This window comes from Streptacidiphilus jeojiense (assembly GCF_000719095.1).
In the GTDB taxonomy this organism is placed as follows: Bacteria; Actinomycetota; Actinomycetes; order Streptomycetales; family Streptomycetaceae; genus Streptacidiphilus; species Streptacidiphilus jeojiensis.
The window spans coordinates 411,908-428,087 of sequence record NZ_JOEH01000004.1 but is presented as its reverse complement, the minus strand read 5'-3'; the positions used below and the strand labels follow the sequence as shown (position 1 = coordinate 428,087).

14 protein-coding genes are annotated in these 16,180 nt (G+C 71.5%); 6 read left to right on the top strand and 8 right to left on the bottom strand.

Going from position 1 to position 16,180, the window contains the following annotated elements; genetic code table 11:
• Positions 1-11: 11 nt before the first annotated feature.
• Positions 12-992 carry a proteasome assembly chaperone family protein gene (locus IF29_RS0106770; RefSeq protein WP_030250977.1) on the bottom strand — a complete coding sequence of 327 codons (981 nt, stop codon included), beginning with the start codon at positions 990-992 and terminating at the stop codon, positions 12-14.
• Between the two features lie 458 nt (positions 993-1,450).
• Between IF29_RS0106770 and IF29_RS0106765 the strand changes: the two genes are divergently transcribed.
• A complete protein-coding gene (locus IF29_RS0106765) occupies positions 1,451-2,137 on the top strand; it encodes a GNAT family N-acetyltransferase (RefSeq protein WP_030250974.1) in 687 nt (228 codons plus the stop codon).
• Between the two features lie 223 nt (positions 2,138-2,360).
• Here IF29_RS0106765 and ppdK read toward each other — a convergent pair whose 3' ends face one another.
• The 3 genes from ppdK to IF29_RS0106750 all read right to left on the bottom strand — a co-directional run bounded on the left by ppdK (position 2,361) and on the right by IF29_RS0106750 (position 7,648).
• On the bottom strand, positions 2,361-5,114 hold the full coding sequence (gene ppdK / locus IF29_RS0106760) for a pyruvate, phosphate dikinase (protein WP_051724964.1): 2,754 nt from the start codon (positions 5,112-5,114) through the stop codon (positions 2,361-2,363).
• A gap of 392 nt (positions 5,115-5,506) precedes the next feature.
• Positions 5,507-6,664: a tRNA dihydrouridine synthase DusB gene (gene dusB / locus IF29_RS0106755; RefSeq protein ID WP_030250969.1), complete on the bottom strand. Its 1,158-nt coding sequence runs from the start codon at positions 6,662-6,664 to the stop codon at positions 5,507-5,509.
• A gap of 93 nt (positions 6,665-6,757) precedes the next feature.
• Positions 6,758-7,648: a helix-turn-helix transcriptional regulator gene (locus tag IF29_RS0106750; protein ID WP_030250966.1), complete on the bottom strand. Its 891-nt coding sequence runs from the start codon at positions 7,646-7,648 to the stop codon at positions 6,758-6,760.
• 102 nt (positions 7,649-7,750) lie between these two features.
• Between IF29_RS0106750 and IF29_RS0106745 the strand changes: the two genes are divergently transcribed.
• From IF29_RS0106745 to IF29_RS0106735, 3 genes are all read left to right on the top strand, one after another.
• Positions 7,751-9,226 carry an MFS transporter gene (locus IF29_RS0106745; RefSeq protein ID WP_037594434.1) on the top strand — a complete coding sequence of 492 codons (1,476 nt, stop codon included), beginning with the start codon at positions 7,751-7,753 and terminating at the stop codon, positions 9,224-9,226.
• A 114-nt stretch (positions 9,227-9,340) separates the two neighbouring features.
• Complete coding sequence (locus tag IF29_RS0106740) at positions 9,341-9,919, top strand: NADAR family protein (protein WP_051724963.1); 579 nt, start codon at positions 9,341-9,343, stop codon at positions 9,917-9,919.
• Positions 9,916-10,659: a VOC family protein gene (locus tag IF29_RS0106735; RefSeq protein WP_030250958.1), complete on the top strand. Its 744-nt coding sequence runs from the start codon at positions 9,916-9,918 to the stop codon at positions 10,657-10,659. Before IF29_RS0106740 ends, IF29_RS0106735 begins: the two co-directional genes overlap by 4 nt.
• Here IF29_RS0106735 and IF29_RS43255 read toward each other — a convergent pair.
• The 3 genes from IF29_RS43255 to IF29_RS0106720 are packed head-to-tail and all read right to left on the bottom strand — an operon-like array spanning position 10,654 to position 13,410.
• Positions 10,654-11,454: a DUF4097 family beta strand repeat-containing protein gene (locus IF29_RS43255; protein ID WP_051724962.1), complete on the bottom strand. Its 801-nt coding sequence runs from the start codon at positions 11,452-11,454 to the stop codon at positions 10,654-10,656. The two genes, IF29_RS0106735 and IF29_RS43255, sit on opposite strands and share 6 nt — an antisense overlap.
• 31 nt (positions 11,455-11,485) lie before the next feature.
• Entirely contained in the window at positions 11,486-12,133 is a 648-nt protein-coding gene (locus IF29_RS0106725; protein ID WP_030250952.1) for a response regulator, read from the bottom strand.
• Positions 12,121-13,410 carry a sensor histidine kinase gene (locus IF29_RS0106720; RefSeq protein WP_232242045.1) on the bottom strand — a complete coding sequence of 430 codons (1,290 nt, stop codon included), beginning with the start codon at positions 13,408-13,410 and terminating at the stop codon, positions 12,121-12,123. Before IF29_RS0106720 ends, IF29_RS0106725 begins: the two co-directional genes overlap by 13 nt.
• Before the next feature lie 199 nt (positions 13,411-13,609).
• On the opposite strand from IF29_RS0106720, the gene IF29_RS0106715 reads away from it, so the two are divergent.
• Positions 13,610-14,038: a hypothetical protein gene (locus IF29_RS0106715; RefSeq protein ID WP_030250948.1), complete on the top strand. Its 429-nt coding sequence runs from the start codon at positions 13,610-13,612 to the stop codon at positions 14,036-14,038.
• Positions 14,039-14,040: 2 nt separating this feature from the next.
• Positions 14,041-14,484, top strand: a complete 444-nt coding sequence (locus IF29_RS0106710; protein WP_030250945.1) for a hypothetical protein — start codon at positions 14,041-14,043, stop codon at positions 14,482-14,484.
• A gap of 98 nt (positions 14,485-14,582) precedes the next feature.
• Here the strand turns inward: IF29_RS0106710 and IF29_RS0106705 are convergent, their stop codons facing one another.
• Entirely contained in the window at positions 14,583-15,971 is a 1,389-nt protein-coding gene (locus IF29_RS0106705) for a glycine--tRNA ligase (protein ID WP_030250943.1), read from the bottom strand.
• Between the last annotated feature and the right edge of the window lie 209 nt (positions 15,972-16,180).

The window sequence follows — 16,180 nt, the reverse complement described above, 5'->3', positions numbered from 1 at the left end:
GGCCGGAGGAGCTACTGGACGTCCCCCGAGGCCCCCGGGGTGTCGCCCTGCTCCGCCAGGAACGCCTCGAAGGCGCGGCCGAGCTCGTCGGCCGAGGGCAGGTCGGCCGGCTCCGCCAGCAGGTTCTCCCGGTCGGCCGCGCCGGCGACGGCGTCGTACTGCTGCTCCAGGCCGATGACGGCGCCGCGCAGCTCGTCGTCGCCCTCGGCGATCTGCTGGTCGATGTCGGCGCGGACCTCGTCCAGCTTGGCCCGCAGCGACAGCCCCGGCAGCACCAGCCCGGTGGCCGCCTGGACGGCCTCCAGCACCGCCACGGCGGCCTGCGGGTAGGGGGTGCGCGCCAGGTAGTGCGGGACGTGCGCGGCGAAGCCCAGCACGTCGTGGCCGTGCTCGGCCAGGCGGTACTCCAGCATCGCCGCGACGCTGGCCGGCACCTGCACCTTCTCGAACCAGCGCGGGTAGAGCCCGAGCAGGTCCTCCCGGTTGCCGTGCGGGGTCAGCCCGACCGGGCGGGTGTGCGGGACGCCCATGGGGATGCCGTGGAAGTTCACCGCGAGCCGCACGCCCAGCTGCTCCACCACCTGGCGCACGGCCGTGGCGAAGCGCTCCCACTCCACGTCCGGCTCCGGGCCGCTCAGCAGCAGGAACGGCGCGCCGACCGAGTCGTGCAGCAGGTAGAGGTCGAGGGCGGGGGCGTCGTAGCTGGTCCAGCGGTCCCGGTCGAAGACCATCGCGGGCCGCCTGGCCCGGTAGTCGACCAGCCGGTCGGCGTCGAAGCGGACCAGTCGCTTGCGCTCGGGGTCCTCCAGGAGGTGGTCGACGACCTGCTCGCCGACCTCGCCGGCGTCCATGAAGCCCTCGAAGAAGTGCAGCAGGACCGGACCGGTGCCAGAGCTCTCCCCCGCGCCCGCGTGCGCGCCTGCGCCGAAAGCCGTCTCGACGGCCTCCAGAGCCTGCGGCTCGAATGCGTACAGCGCCTTCGGATCAAGCACGGTGAACCCAATCTCCCGAGGTCCGCACCTCGCTGCGGGCGAACTCCACTACACAGCCACCAGCATCCCCGACCAGCGCAGTATTCCCGAATCCACCCCCACCCGGAGCCGTTCCTGCCTGTTCGGCCGAGCCGCGCGAAGCAGCCGTGCAAACCCCGCCGCGAGCCGGAGTGACTTGGGCGTCGACTGCGGGTATGGTCCTCTCGCTGCACTGCATCGCTGCCGTCCGCAGACCTTGCCACAGCTGTACCCCCGCACGACCCCGCAGCACCCTCGTATCGCACCTTGCCTTCACCTGGCCGCCCGCTGTCCTTCGCGCTCTCGTTCCTTCCTCGGCCATCTCCCGGACAGAAACTGTCCCCTCGCTCCCCGCGCCGCCACGGCTGACGCGCTCCGTCGCCGTACCCGGAACCGCTGGGCGCACCCCCATGTCCCGCCGCCTGAAGGACACAAGGCCCGTGCCCGTACCTGTCTCCCTCGTCGGCCGCTCGGTGCGGCTGGAGCCACTCGACGTACGTCACATCGAACCCCTCGCCGCCGCGGCGGCGGAGGACCGCAGCAGTTACGCCTTCACCCCCGTCCCGCACGGCATCGAGGCGACCGCCCGCTACGTGGCGGAAGCGCTGGCCGCCCAGGAGGCCGGCCGCGCCGTGCCCTTCGCCACCGTCCGGGTCAGTGACGGCACGGTGGTCGGCTCGACCCGGTTCTGCGAGCTGGACTACTGGCAGGGCCCGGTGATCTGGCCGCCGGCCCCACGCGGCCCGGTCGGCGATCCGCTGGCGGCGATCCCGGACGCCGCCGAGATCGGCGCCACCTGGCTGTCCGCGAGGGCGCAGGGCACCGGCATCAACACCGAGGCCAAGCTGCTGATGCTGCGTCACGCCTTCGACGTCTGGGGCGTGCGCCGGATCTCCATGCGCGCCGACGCCCGTAACGCGCGGTCCCGCGCGGCGATCGAGCGGCTGGGCGCGGTGCTGGAAGGAGTGCACCGGGCCCACACCCGCGGGCTCGACGGCCTGGTCCGGGGCACGGCCTTCTACTCGATCCTGGACGAGGAGTGGCCGGTGGCCCGGGTCCAGCTGGAGCTGCGGGTCGCCACTCCGCGGATCGCGGTGGAGCCGTCCAGACCGCTCATCTCGGCGTAGCCCGGCGCGCAAAAGAGACTGGCACGCAAAAGAGGCCGGGGCGGTGGGACGGACGCCATTGTCCGTCCCACCGCCCCGGCCGTACGGCGGGTACTCTGCGCCGAGCGCCGCCGTGCTTGGGCGGGCAGCCCCCTCCCGGCCCTCATCCTTGGTCGGGGACGGGGGTGTTGGGAGGGGTTGCCTCGCGCTGACAACCGGAGTGAGGGGCTCCGGTGAGGGTTTGTCAGCGCGAGTCGCTGCCCGCGGTCTCGATGGCGGCGCGGCCTGCCTCCAGGCGCGCCACCGGGATCCGGAAGGGCGAGCAGGACACGTAGTCCAGCCCGGCCTGGTGGAAGAAGTGGACCGAGTCCGGGTCGCCGCCGTGCTCGCCGCAGACGCCGAGCTTGAGGTCGGGGCGGGTCGCCCGGCCCTCCTTCACGGCGTGCTTGACCAGGGCGCCGACTCCGTCGCGGTCGATGGTCTCGAACGGGGAGACCCCGAAGATGCCCTTCTCCAGGTAGGCCGTGAAGAAGGAGGCCTCCACGTCGTCCCGGGAGAAGCCCCACACCGTCTGGGTCAGGTCGTTGGTGCCGAAGGAGAAGAACTCCGCCGCCTCGGCGATCTGACCGGCGGTCAGCGCGGCGCGCGGCAGCTCGATCATCGTGCCGAGCTTGATGTCGAGCTTGACCCCGGTCGCGGCCTGGACCTCGCGCAGCACCTGCTCGCACTCGTCCCGCACTATCTCCAGCTCCTGCACCGTCCCGACCAGCGGGATCATCACCTCGGGGCGGGGGTCCCCGCCGCCGCGGCGGCGCTCTGCGGCGGCCTCGGCGATGGCCCGCACCTGCATCCCGAACAGGCCGGGGATGACCAGGCCGAGGCGTACCCCGCGCAGGCCGAGCATCGGGTTGGCCTCGTGCAGCTTGTGCACGGCCTGGAGCAGCCGCAGGTCGTTCTCGTTGGGGTCCTTGCGGGCCTCGGCGAGGGCGACCCGCACCGAGAGCTCGGTGATGTCGGGCAGGAACTCGTGCAGCGGCGGGTCGAGCAGCCGCACCGTCACCGGCAGTCCGTCCATGGCCTGGAACAGCTCGACGAAGTCGCCCTTCTGCAGCGGCATCAGCGTCGCCAGGGCCGACTCGCGGTCCTTGTCGTTGTCGGCCAGGATCAGGTGCTCGACCTCCTTGCGCCGCTCCTCGCCGAGGAACATGTGCTCGGTGCGGCACAGCCCGATGCCCTGGGCGCCGAAGCGGCGGGCGCGGTTGGCGTCGTCCGCGTTGTCGGCGTTGGCCCGTACTCGCAGCTTGCGGCGGACGTCGGCGTGGGCCATCAGCCGGTGCACCGCCTGGACCAGGCCGCCCTCCTCGTCGGCGCCGGCGTGCAGGGTGCCCTCGAAGTACTCCACCACCGGGGAGGGGACCACCGGGACCTCGCCCAGGTAGACCTTGCCGGTGGAGCCGTCGATGGAGATCAGGTCGCCCTCCTCCACCACCTTGCCGTCGGCGGTCATGAAGCGGCGCTTCTTGGTGTCGACCTCCAGCTCCTCGGCGCCGCAGACACAGGTCTTGCCCATGCCGCGGGCGACCACGGCCGCGTGCGAGGTCTTGCCGCCGCGGGAGGTGAGGATGCCCTCGGCGGCGATCATGCCGTCCAGGTCGTCCGGGTTGGTCTCCCGGCGGACCAGGATCACCTGCTCGCCGGAGCGGGACCACTTGACCGCGGTGTAGGAGTCGAAGACGGCCTTGCCGACGGCCGCGCCGGGCGAGGCGGCGATGCCCCAGGCGACCCGCTCGGCCTTGGTCTTCTCGTCGAAGCGGGGGAACATCAGCTGGGCCAGCTGGCCGCCGGTGACCCGGTGCAGGGCCTCGTCCAGGTCGATCAGGCCCTGGTCGACCAGCTGGACGGCGATCCGGAAGGCGGCCGCGGCGGTGCGCTTGCCGACCCGGGTCTGCAGCATCCACAGCTTGCCGCGCTCGATGGTGAACTCGATGTCGCAGAGGTCCCGGTAGTGGTTCTCCAGGGTCTCCATGATGGACATCAGCTGGTCGTAGGAGGCCTTGTCCAGCCCCTCCAGCTCGGCCAGCTGCATGGTGTTGCGGATGCCGGCGACCACGTCCTCGCCCTGCGCGTTCTGCAGGTAGTCGCCGTAGACGCCCTGGTGGCCGCTGGCCGGGTCGCGGGTGAAGGCGACGCCGGTGCCGGAGTCGGAGCCCAGGTTGCCGAAGACCATGGAGCAGATGTTGACGGCGGTGGCCAGGTCGCCGGGGATGCGCTCCTGGCGGCGGTAGAGCTTGGCCCGGTCGCTGTTCCAGCTGTCGAAGACGGCGTGGACGGCGAGGTCCATCTGCTCGCGCGGGTCCTGCGGGAAGTCGCGGCCGGTGTGGTCGCGGACGATGGCCTTGAAGTCCTCGACGATCGCCTTGAGGTCGGCGGCGTCCAGGTCCAGGTCGTCGCTGGTGCCCTTGGCCTGCTTGGCCCGCTCCAGCGCCTCCTCGAACAGGTCGCCCTCCACGCCCAGCACGGTCTTGCCGAACATCTGGATCAGGCGGCGGTAGGAGTCCCAGGCGAAGCGGTCGTTGCCGGACTGGGCGGCCAGGCCGCTCACCGAGGCGTCGGACAGTCCGATGTTGAGGACGGTGTCCATCATCCCGGGCATGGAGAACTTGGCACCCGAGCGGACCGAGACCAGCAGCGGGTCGGCCGAGTCGCCGAGCTGCTTGCCCATCTGCTGCTGCAGCGCGTCGAGGTGCGCACTCACCTCGTCGCGGAGCGAGGCCGGCTCGTCGCCGGTCTCCAGGTAGACCTTGCAGGCCTCGGTGGTGATGGTGAACCCGGGAGGGACCGGGAGACCGAGGTTGGTCATCTCGGCGAGGTTCGCACCCTTCCCGCCGAGCAGGTCCTTGAGATCCTTGTTGCCCTCGGTGAAGTCGTAAACGAATTTCTGCTCTGCCGACACGGGTCTGTTCTCCTGCCGCACGGTTGCCCTGACGACCGGAAACATACCCAGATCAAAGGCGTTTCAGCGCCCCCGTTGGGCCGTCAGTGGTTTGTACCCGCCGGTAACCCAGTAGATCGAATGCACCGGATCGGCCTTCGCCTAGGAAACTGAAATCGTCGCCCTGACGTTAGCCCGCCTTCAAAGGTTGAACGGACCGAAACCGCAAGATCACACCAGCGCTACTCAGCGTTCATGATCGGTGTCGCTTCCGTTGCCTTGGCTTGATTGCCTGGACGTTTGCGCCACCCGGTGACGCGAGCACGTTCGGAAGCCGTTCCGCCCCCCGGCCCACCTGCGCTTTTGCGTCCTTCTGACGCAAAGTGAGCACCAATGTGGCCAGAGTCACGTGCCCCCGCACGCCTCCGGCCACCTGTCGGACGTAGATTCCGTAAGCCTCAGCCGCCGCTGGTGTCCAGTTCGGCGTCCGCGCTGGGTACGGCGCAGTCGTAGGGGTCGTCCAGCCAGCCCTCCGGGAGCACCACCCGGTTGGCCCCGGAGGTCCGGCCGCGCGGGCCGTCGGCGCTCTCGGGCCAGTGCTGGTCCTGGTCGACGGCGGCGAGGTGCTCGGCCAGCTCGTCCAGCGAGGAGGCCAGGGCCAACGCGCGGCGCAGCTCGGAGCCGACCGAGAAGCCCTTGGTGTACCAGGCCACGTGCTTGCGGAAGTCCACGACGCCGTGCTTCTCGTCGCCGATCCACTCGCCCAGCAGCTGGGCGTGCCGGTACATCACACCGGCCACGTAGGAGAAGTCCGGCCGCGCGTACTCGGTCTCGCCCTCGAAGACCGAGACCAGCTCCTTGAACAGCCAGGGGCGGCCCAGGCAGCCGCGGCCGACCACCACACCGTCGCAGCCGGTCTCGCGCACCATCCGCACCGCGTCGTCGGCCGACCAGATGTCGCCGTTGCCCAGCACCGGGACGTGGTCCGGGACGGACTCGCGCAGCCGGGCGATGGCGGACCAGTCGGCCACCCCGCTGTAGTGCTGGATCGCGGTGCGCCCGTGCAGGGCGATCGCGGACACGCCCTCCTCGGCGCCGATCCGCCCGGCGTCCAGGTAGGTCATGTGGTCGTCGTCGATGCCCTTGCGCATCTTCATGGTGACCGGCAGCCCGCCGGCGTTGCCGACCGCCTGGCGCAGGATGTCCCGCAGCAGGTTCCGCTTGTACGGCAGCGCGGAGCCGCCGCCCTTGCGGGTCACCTTGGGCACCGGGCAGCCGAAGTTGAGGTCGATGTGGTCGGCCAGGTCCTCGTCCGCGATCATGCGGACGGCGCGGCCGACGGTGACCGGGTCCACCCCGTACAGCTGGATGGAGCGGGGCGTCTCGGAGGCGTCGAAGCCGATCAGCCGCATGGTCTTGCGGTCCCGCTCGACCAGCGCCCTGGTGGTGATCATCTCGGAGACGAACAGCCCCTTGCCGCCGGACTGCTCCCGGCACAGGGTGCGGAACGGGGCGTTGGTGATGCCCGCCATCGGCGCCAGCACGACCGGCGGCCACACCTGGATGCCGCCCAGCTTCAGCGGGGCGGTGGTGGGGGCTGCGACGGTCCTGGTCATCTCTCGCTCTTCCTGATCACTGGGCGGACCCCCCATTGTCCCACCCCGATCCGGCGGCCCGGGCCGCCAGGCCCAGCGGTCGGCTCTCCGTGGTCAGCTTGAGGTGGCCAGCTTGTGCAGCCGCTCGATCCGCTCCCGGGTCTCCTCGTCGGCGGGGGTGTAGCTGACGATCCGGGTGCTGGGCCGCGGGCCCAGCCACAGCGTGGTGAACTCGAAGTGCAGCAGCCCGACGTGCGGGTTGAGGAAGCGCTTCTCACCGTTGCCGGTCATGCCGACCTCGTGCTGCTGCCACAGCGCGTCGAACTTGGGCGAGGCCAGCCGCAGCCGCTTGAGCAGCGCCTTCCAGGCCGGCTCGGCGACATGGTCGGCCATGGCGCTGCGGAACTTGGCCACCATCAGCGCCGTCGCCTGCTCGTAGTCCACCAGGTTGCGCTTCCAGTCCGGGTGGGTGAAGGCCAGCAGCATCAGGTTGCGGTCCTCGGGCGCGACCTCGTCCAGGTCGGTGACCAGCAGCCGGTAGGTGCTGTTGTAGGCCAGGACGTCGTAGCGGCTGTTCATCGCCGCGCAGGGGTAGGGCTCCAGCTGCTTCATCAGCGCCTGGACCGACGGGGTGACCGTCGGGCAGGTCGCCGGGGGCGCCGGGTCCACGGTGCCGGCCAGGATGAACAGGTGCTGGCGCTCGTTGGCGTCCAGCAGCAGGGCCCGCGAGATGGCGTCCAGTACCTGCGGGGAGACCTGGATGTCCCGGGCCTGCTCCAGCCAGGTGTACCAGGTGACCCCGACGGCGGCGAGCAGCGCCACCTCCTCGCGGCGCAGCCCCGGCGTCCGGCGCCGGCCGACCGCGGGCAGGCCGACCTGCTCGGGCGAGATCCGCTCGCGCCGGCTGCGGAGGAAGCCGGCCAGCTCACGGCGGCGGACGTCCTCGGGGGCGGCGGAGGGGACCAGTTCGAGCGGGGCGGCGGCGGGAGCTGATGCGGTGGCCATGTCTACCAGGATGCACCCCTGGGCATCCCTGTGCCAGGTAGTACCGCTACCAGGATAACCAGACACTGGTACCAGGCTAAGCAGAGGCGGAAAGTAGTGGCCATGGCTACTCCACTGACCGCACCCGCAACCCGGGCGAACGTCCTGCCAACCGTCACCAAGCTCGGCGGCACCGGCCCCAAGCCGGCGCCGGCCGCCCCCCGGCTCAGCACCCTGGGCCTGTTCACCGTCCTGCTCGGCGCCTTCCTGCCGATGCTGGACTTCTTCATCGTCAATGTCGCCCTGCCCACCATCGACAAGGACCTGGTCGCCGGCCCGGCGACGCTGGAACTCTTCGTGGCCGGCTACGGCATCGCCTACGCCGTGCTGCTGGTCCTCGGCGGACGGCTCGGTGACCTCTTCGGCCGCCGCCGGCTGTTCATCGCCGGCTCCCTGGCCTTCGGCCTGACCTCGCTGGCCTGCGGCCTGGCCCCGACCGCGCTGGCGCTGGTCGGCGCCCGGGTGCTGCAGGGCGCGGCGGCGGCGCTGATGCTGCCGCAGGCGCTGGCCACCATCCAGTCCGCCACCCAGGGCGAGCGCAAGGCCCGCGCCATGGGCATCTACGGCGCGGTCGGCGGGATCTCGGTCGTCATCGGCCAGGTCCTCGGCGGGGTGCTGCTCTCGGCGAACCTGTTCGGCACCGGCTGGCGCTTCATCTTCCTGGTGAACGTCCCGGTCGCCCTGGTCGCCGCGGTGCTGGCACTGCGCTCCGTCCCGGAGACCCGCTCGGCCAACCCGGCCAAGGTCGACCTGCCCGGCACCGGCCTGCTGGCCGCGACGCTGCTGGCACTGCTGATCCCGCTGATGGAGGGCCGCGCGGTCGGCTGGGCCTGGTGGACCTGGACCCTGCTGGCCGCCGTCCCCTTCCTCGGCTACGCCTTCGTCCGCACCGAGCGCCGCTCGGAGCAGGCCGGCAACATCCCGCTGATCCCGCTGTCGCTGCTGCGCATCCACGGTCTGCGCACCGGTCTCACCATGGCCGTCCCCTTCTTCACCGGCTTCGGCGGCTTCATGGTGGTGATGGCGGTGGCCCTGCAGGTCGGCCTGAACGAGGGCCCGATCGCCTCCGGCGTGGCCATGGTCCCGATGGCCGTCGGCTTCTTCGTCGCCTCGCTGGCCGGACCGCGGCTGCTGACCCGCTACGGCAGCAAGGTGATCCGCACCGGCGCCGTGATCCAGGCCCTGGGCCTGGTGGTGCTCACGGTCACCGTGGCCACCGACTGGTCCGGCCTCAGCCCGCTGGTGCTGCTGCCCGGCATGGTCGTCGCCGGTACCGGACAGGGCCTGGTGATGCCCCCGCTGATCCGGCTGATCCTCTCCGAGATCCCGGCCGAGCGGGCCGGCGTCGGCGGCGGCATCCTCGCCACCACCCAGCAGTCCAGCCTCGCCCTCGGCGTGGCCACCCTGGGCACGCTCTTCCTCACCCTCTCCCCCACCCACGGCATGCACGACGCCCTGACCCTGGTGCTGGCCCTGCAGTTCGTGCTCACCCTGGCCGTCATCGCCCTCTCCACCCGCCTCCCCCGCCGCATCGGCTGACCCGCCGCGCGGTCCGTAGCCTCCAGGCCCCCTGCCGACACCCTCGGCCGGGGGCCTGCTGCATGCCGGAAACTGCTTGGCCTGGTGTCGGTGGCGGATGGAAGGATCACCGGTATGACGACGAGTGAGAAACAGCACCCGGCGCGGACGCGCAGCCGGGAGGGGCTGGCCGCGCTGGTGGCGGCCGGGGCGCGGCCCAAGTGGCTGATGTTCTGGGGGCATCGGGCGCAGAGGGACGGTTCGGTGGGGGCCGGGGCGCTGAGTCAGTGGTGGCCTTCGGTGTTCGCGGTCGACGGGGTGGAGTACGCCTCGGCGGAGCACTGGATGATGGCGGGCAAGGCGCGGCTGTTCGGTGACGAGGAGTCGGTGCCGGGGATCCTCGCCGCGCGGACCCCCGCCGAGGCCAAGCAGCGGGGCCGGCTGGTGCGCGGCTTCGACGACGCGGCGTGGACGGCGGCCCGGTTCGAGCTGGTGGTGCAGGGCAATGTCGCCAAGTTCGGGCAGGATCCGGCGCTGCGCGACTATCTGCTGGGGACCCAGGACCGGGTGCTGGTGGAGGCCAGCCCGGTGGACCGGGTGTGGGGGATCGGGCTGGCGGCCGACGACGAGCGGGCCGACGACCCGGCCCGCTGGCCCGGGCTGAACCTGCTGGGATTCGCACTGATGGAGGCACGGGAGAGGCTGGCGCAGTGATCCGCTGGGTGTACGCGTTCATCGACCGGCCGCTCGACCGCTTCGAGCAGAGCAGCGCCTTCTGGACGGCTGTCACCGGCACCGGCCGGTCCGCCCCGCGTGGCGAGCAGGGCGAGTTCCTGACACTGCTGCCGCAGCGGGCGGGCGCGGACGCCCACCTCAAGCTGCAGGGCGTCGACGGGGACGGCGGCGCGCATCTGGACCTGGCCGTCGACGACTACGAGGTGTTCCGGTCCGAGGCGGTCGCCTCGGGCGCCGTCGTCGTGGCCGACCACGGGAGTTGGGTGGTGCTGCGCTCCCCCGGCGGTCAGCTGTTCTGCGTGATGCCCTGGGACGGCGCGGCCGAACGCCCCGAGCCCGAGGGCGGCGTCCGCCTCGACCAGGTGGCCATCGACCTCGCGCCGAGCGTCTTCGACGCGGAGACGGACTTCTGGGCTGGTCTCACCGGCTGGGGCTCCGAGCGTGGCTCCCGGCCGGAGTTCCGCATGGTGCGGCCCCCGGCCGGTGCCGGGATCCCGGTGCAGATCCTGCTGCACCGGCTGGAGGAGGAGCGGCCGACCTCGGCCCACCTGGACCTGGCCTGCGCCGATGTCGCCGAGACCACGGCGCTGCACCTGCGGCTCGGGGCCGAGGTGGTGCGTCGTGAGCAGCGGTGGACGGTGATGCGGGACCCGGCCGGCGGGACCTACTGCCTGACCTCGCGCGATCCCGACACCGGCCGGCTGCCCACGACGTCATGAGCCGTAGGAGATGTCCACCGGGCCCGAACGGCTGGTCACCTTGACGGTGCCGGTGCTGCTCGGGTCGTCCAGCCCTTCGTCCACCGAGGCCGGTCCGCTCCTGGAACTGGCCGTCGCCTGGTAGTGGGTGTTCCTGGGAAGGGCGACGTCGATCGGGCCCGAGTCCGAGTCGGCGGTGACCGACTGCGGTGCGCTCGCGAAGTTCAGCGACTGCGGCCCCGAAGAGCTGTGGACGGCCACCGTGGCGGACCGCAGACCGTCGCCCTCGACGGGACCGGAGTCCGACGACAGCGTCAACGGTCCGCTGACATCGCTGACGGTCAGCGGACCCGAGCGCGAGCGGAGGTTTACCGCCCCCGACACCCGGTTGACCACCACCGGGCCCGAGTCGGTCACCGAGTCGACAGCCGTGCCGGCCGGAACCTGCAGCCGCACGTCGGCCTGGCAGTTGAGCGAACCGAGCAACGCGCCGCCGGAGCAGGACACCGACACCACCAGGGTGTCCTTGTCCCAGGTGTAGTTGACGACCGGCCTGGAGGTGAGCCAGCCGACGTCCTGCCGCGCCGTCACCGTGCCGCCGGTCGGGCCGCCGTCGACCTCGACCGTGCCCCCGGCCGCGTTGATCCGCACCTTGGAGATCGCATGGCTGCTGGTCCAGGTCGAGGTGGCGTCCCGCCGGGCAAGCTTCCCTACCAGCAGCAGCCCCGTGGTCGAGGCCACCGCCAGCGCGGTGACCAGCGCCACGACCCACCACAGGGTCCGTTTCACGGAGTCGGGCCCGTTGAACGTGATCACGCCTCGGTTCATGTCTCCCCCATCAGAAAGGTCAGGTCCGCTGGTCCAGGAAGCGCAGGACCGCCATCACCCTGCGGTGCTCCCCCTCGGTCGGGGAGAGCGCCAGCTTCATGAAGATGTTGTTGATGTGCTTGGCCACCGCGCTCTCGCTGACCACCAGGGCCTGCGCGATGGCCGCGTTCGACCTGCCCTCCGCCATCAGCGACAGCACCTCGCGTTCGCGCGGGGTCAGCGAGTCCAGCGGACCGCTCTGCCGGCGCAGCAGCAGCTGCGAGACGACCTCGGGGTCCAGCGCGGTGCCGCCGGCGGCGACCCGCTCCAGCGCGTCCAGGAAGTCGTCCACATTGGCCACCCGCTCCTTCAGCAGATAGCCGACGCCACGGACGTTGCCGACCAGCAGGTCGGCGGCGTAGCGCTCCTCCACGTACTGCGACAGCAGCAGAACGGCCACTGCCGGCCACTGCTGACGGATCATCAGGGCCGCGCGCACGCCCTCGTCGGTGAATCCGGGCGGCATCCGGACGTCGGTCACCACCACGTCGGGGCTGTGCTCCGCCACCGCCGCCAGCAGCGCCTCGGCCTCGCCGACCGCGGCCACGACCTCGTAGCCGACCGCCTCCAGCACCTTGACCAGTCCGACTCGCAGCAGGACCGAGTCCTCGGCGATCACAGCACGCACGGCAACTCCACGGTGAGAGTGGTGGGGCCCCCTGGGGGGCTGCTGACGGCGAGGGTCCCGTCCACCGAGGCGGCGCGCTGCCGCAGCCCGGAGAGCCCGGTGCCCTTCGCCGGGTCCGCACCGCCGATCCCGTCGTCCAGCACGGTGATCACGATGCGCGAGCCACTCTGCCGTACCGACACCTCGGCCCGCGAGGCGCGCGCGTGCTTGGCGGTGTTCGCCAGCGCCTCGGAGACCACGAAGTAGGCCACCGCCTCCACCGCGGGGGAGGCCCGCTGCTGCAGTCCGACCGTCAGCCGGACCGGGAGCGGGGCGCGGGCGGCGATGCCGGACAGCGCCGCGTCCAGGCCCCGGTCCTCCAGCACCACCGGGTGCAGGCCGCGGACCAGGTCCCGGAGTTCCACGATCGCCGCCTGGGCCTCGCGGTGCGCCTCCTCGATCACCTCCATGGCGCGCGGCGCCTGTACGTCCGCCGGGAGTCCCTTGAGCATCCGCCGGGCCAGTCCCAGGTTCATCGCCATGGAGACCAGCCGCTGCTGGGCGCCGTCGTGCAGGTCGCGCTCGATCCTGCGGCGTTCGGCGTCCGCCGCGTCGACGACCTCGCTGCGGCTCTCCGCCAGCGACTCGACCCGGCGCTGGAGCTCCCTGGCCCGGTTCGGGCCGAGCAGCGCGGCTGCCGCCCTGGTGTCCAACTGGCGTACCAGCAGCGCCGCCCAGGGCATCGCCCAGAGGAACAGCGCCCCCGTCACCGTCATCCAGAGGTTGCCCTTGTCCGACTGGGTGGCGATCAGGCTGTCCGACGGCACCAGCATCCACCAGGCGTAGACGGTGGACAGCACCAGCCCCACCGTCCAGCCGGCCAGCACCAGCACCGCCAGCGCGGCCACCAGCGGCCCGGCCAGCAGGTGGTAGGCCAACTGCCGCCAGGTGCTCTCGGCCCGGAGCACCCGCAGCCGGCGCCAACCGTGCAGCGGCCGGTCCGGGCCGGGGATCTCCGGGATGTCCAGGCCCAGCAGCGACCGGAACCGGCTCCGCTGCAGCCGGGTGAGCAGCGGCCGCAGGCCCAGCAGGAACAGCACCAGCAGCACTGCGACCGCCGGCAGCTTCGGCAGCAGCGCGACCACGCCCCCGGTCAGCAGGGCCAGCGGCACCCCGGCAGCGACGAACCCGGTCTCCCGCCAGCCCCAGAGCAGCACCGGTCCGCCCAGCACCCGCAGCAGCGTTCGCCGGGTCGGGAGCGGAATCATCCGGGACGCTCCGGGGGTTGTCGTTGCCATGAGCCAGAGCCTAGGAGAGACGATCGGCCCCCGGCCATGAACCCTGAGTCCCTGTCAGGGTGTACCTGGCACCACCCCCGGGTCGGATCCATGCGCTACCGACGCCGGCCCCCGTTTCCGGGAGGCTGATCACTGTGACCGGGAGCCATCGGCCGCACGGCGTCCTTTCAGGTGGCTCACAGCTTGGGGAGGGACCCTGATGACCATGCCGCAGCCCTATCCGACGCTCGACCTCGACCTCGACGACCTGCCGCTGCTCGACTCGCCGTGGTCGGTACGGTTCGCGCTGGGGACGCGGGGGCGGACCGCCCTGGAGGTCTACAACGCGGGTCTGCTGCTGGACATCCTGGTGGCCCGGCCGCTGGCCGCGGACCTGCTCCGCGGCGCCCGCCGGGCCTCGTCCAACGGGCGTCCCTCGGTGCTCGCCTGGGGCCATCTGCCACCCGACGGAATACCACCGGCGGTGCTGTGCACCCAGCGGAACCACACCCGGCAGCCGGCCGAGGCGATCACCGCGGCCGGATCGTTCTGGCTGGCCACCCTGGAGGGCTGCTTCGACCGGGTGACCGTGACCCGCCGCGACGGTACGAGCGAGCGGCTGCGGGTGCGCGCGGGGTGGTCGCGGTGAGCATGCTCCTCGTCGCCGCGCCCTTCCCGCCCGCGTACACCGCCACCCCGCTCCCCCGGCCGGCGCTCCCGCGCCCGGTACTCCCCCGGCCCGCGCTCCCCCGGCCCGAGCTGGTCGCCCGCGCCCTGGTCGGGCTCGGCCTGGTGCTGGTCCCCTGGCTCGGCGTCCTCGCCGCCTCCGGCGCGTGGAACTGGGTCGGGCTGGACTCCCTGGAGGCGGCGGGTCTGGTGCTGACCGGACTGCTGCTGCGCCGGGCCGATCCGCGGCTCTGCCTCACCGCCGCGGGCACCGCGGTCCTGCTGCTGACCGACGCCTGGTTCGACGTGACCACCGCCGCCCCGGGCCAGGCCCTGGCCACCGCACTGGCCATGGCGGTCCTCGCCGAACTGCCGCTGGCCTGCCTCTGCGCCCGGCTGGCGCTGCGCTCCCTGCCGCAGCCGGCCTGACCGCCCCGACCAGCGACACGGCGCCGCCCCCGAACCGGATCGTCTCCGGTTCGGGGGCGGCGCCGTGTGCGGCTGTCGGACCGTCAGCAGCCCAGCAGTCAGCAGCCGAGCAGCTTGCCGGCGAGGAAGCCCTCGACCTGGTCCAGCGAGATCCGCTGCTGCTCCATGGTGTCGCGCTCGCGCACGGTCACCGCGTTGTCGTCCAGGGTGTCGAAGTCGACGGTGATGCAGAACGGCGTGCCGATCTCGTCCTGGCGGCGGTAGCGGCGGCCGATGGCGCCGGCGTCGTCGAACTCGACGTTCCAGTGCTTGCGCAGGTCCGCGGCCAGGCCGCGGGCCTTCGGGGAGAGGGCGGCGTTGCGCGACAGCGGCAGCACGGCGACCTTGACCGGCGCGAGCCGCGGGTCCAGGCGCATCACCACGCGCTTCTCCATCACGCCCTTGGCGTTGGGGGCCTCGTCCTCGCGGTAGGCGTCCAGCATGAACGCCAGCATCGCGCGGTTGACACCGGCCGCGGGCTCGATCACGTACGGGAACCAGCGCTCGCCGGACTCCTGGTCGAAGTACTTGAGGTCCTGGCCGGAGTGCTCGCTGTGCTGGGTCAGGTCGTAGTCGGTGCGGTTGGCGATGCCCTCGAGCTCGCCGAACTCGTTGCCGCCGAAGTTGAAGCGGTACTCGATGTCGACCGTGCGCTTGGCGTAGTGGGAGAGCTTCTCCTTGGCGTGCTCGTAGAAGCGCAGGTTCTCCTCACGGATGCCGAGGTCGATGTACCAGTTCCAGCGCTCCTGCAGCCAGTACTCGTGCCACTTCTCGTCCTCGCCGGGCTTGACGAAGAACTCCATCTCCATCTGCTCGAACTCGCGGGTGCGGAAGATGAAGTTGCCGGGGGTGATCTCGTTGCGGAAGCTCTTGCCGGTCTGGCCGATGCCGAACGGGGGCTTCTTGCGCGAGGTCTGCTGCACGGCGGCGAAGTTGATGAAGATGCCCTGCGCGGTCTCCGGGCGCAGGTAGGCCAGACCGGCCGGGTCGTCCGCGTTGAACGCGCCCAGGTGGGTCTGCAGCATCCCGGACATCGGCTTGGGCGTGGTGAAGCCGCCCTTGTTGCCGCAGTTGGGGCAGTTGATGTCGGCGAGGCCGTTGGCCGGGACGTGGCCGTGCTTGGCCTCGTAGGCCTCCTCCAGGTGGTCGGCGCGGTAGCGCTTGTGACAGGAGGTGCACTCGGTCAGCGGGTCGCTGAAGGTCGCGACGTGGCCGCTGGCCTCCCAGACCTCGCGGGCGAGGATGACGGACGAGTCGAGGCCGACAACGTCCTCACGGCTGGTGACCATGTTGCGCCACCACTGCCGCTTGATGTTCTCCTTCAGCTCGACACCCAGCGGCCCGTAGTCCCAGGCGGCCTTCTGGCCACCGTAGATCTCGCTGCAGGGATAGACGAAGCCACGGCGCTTGCTCAGGCTGACGATGGTGTCGATCTTGTCGGCGGCCACAGTGCTCTCTTCAGTACGACGAATGCGGTCAGTGATGGATTTCATTGCACGCGGGACGCGTCACGGCCAGGGGAACGAGCCGGGGAACGCGACCGAATACCTCAGGTTACCGGTGCCGGCGGCAGGGGTTTCACATCCGTTGCGGCGAGCGGGCCCCGGCGGCTCGGTTTGACAATGGTTACCATTGTAGATGAACATGGTTTTCAAGA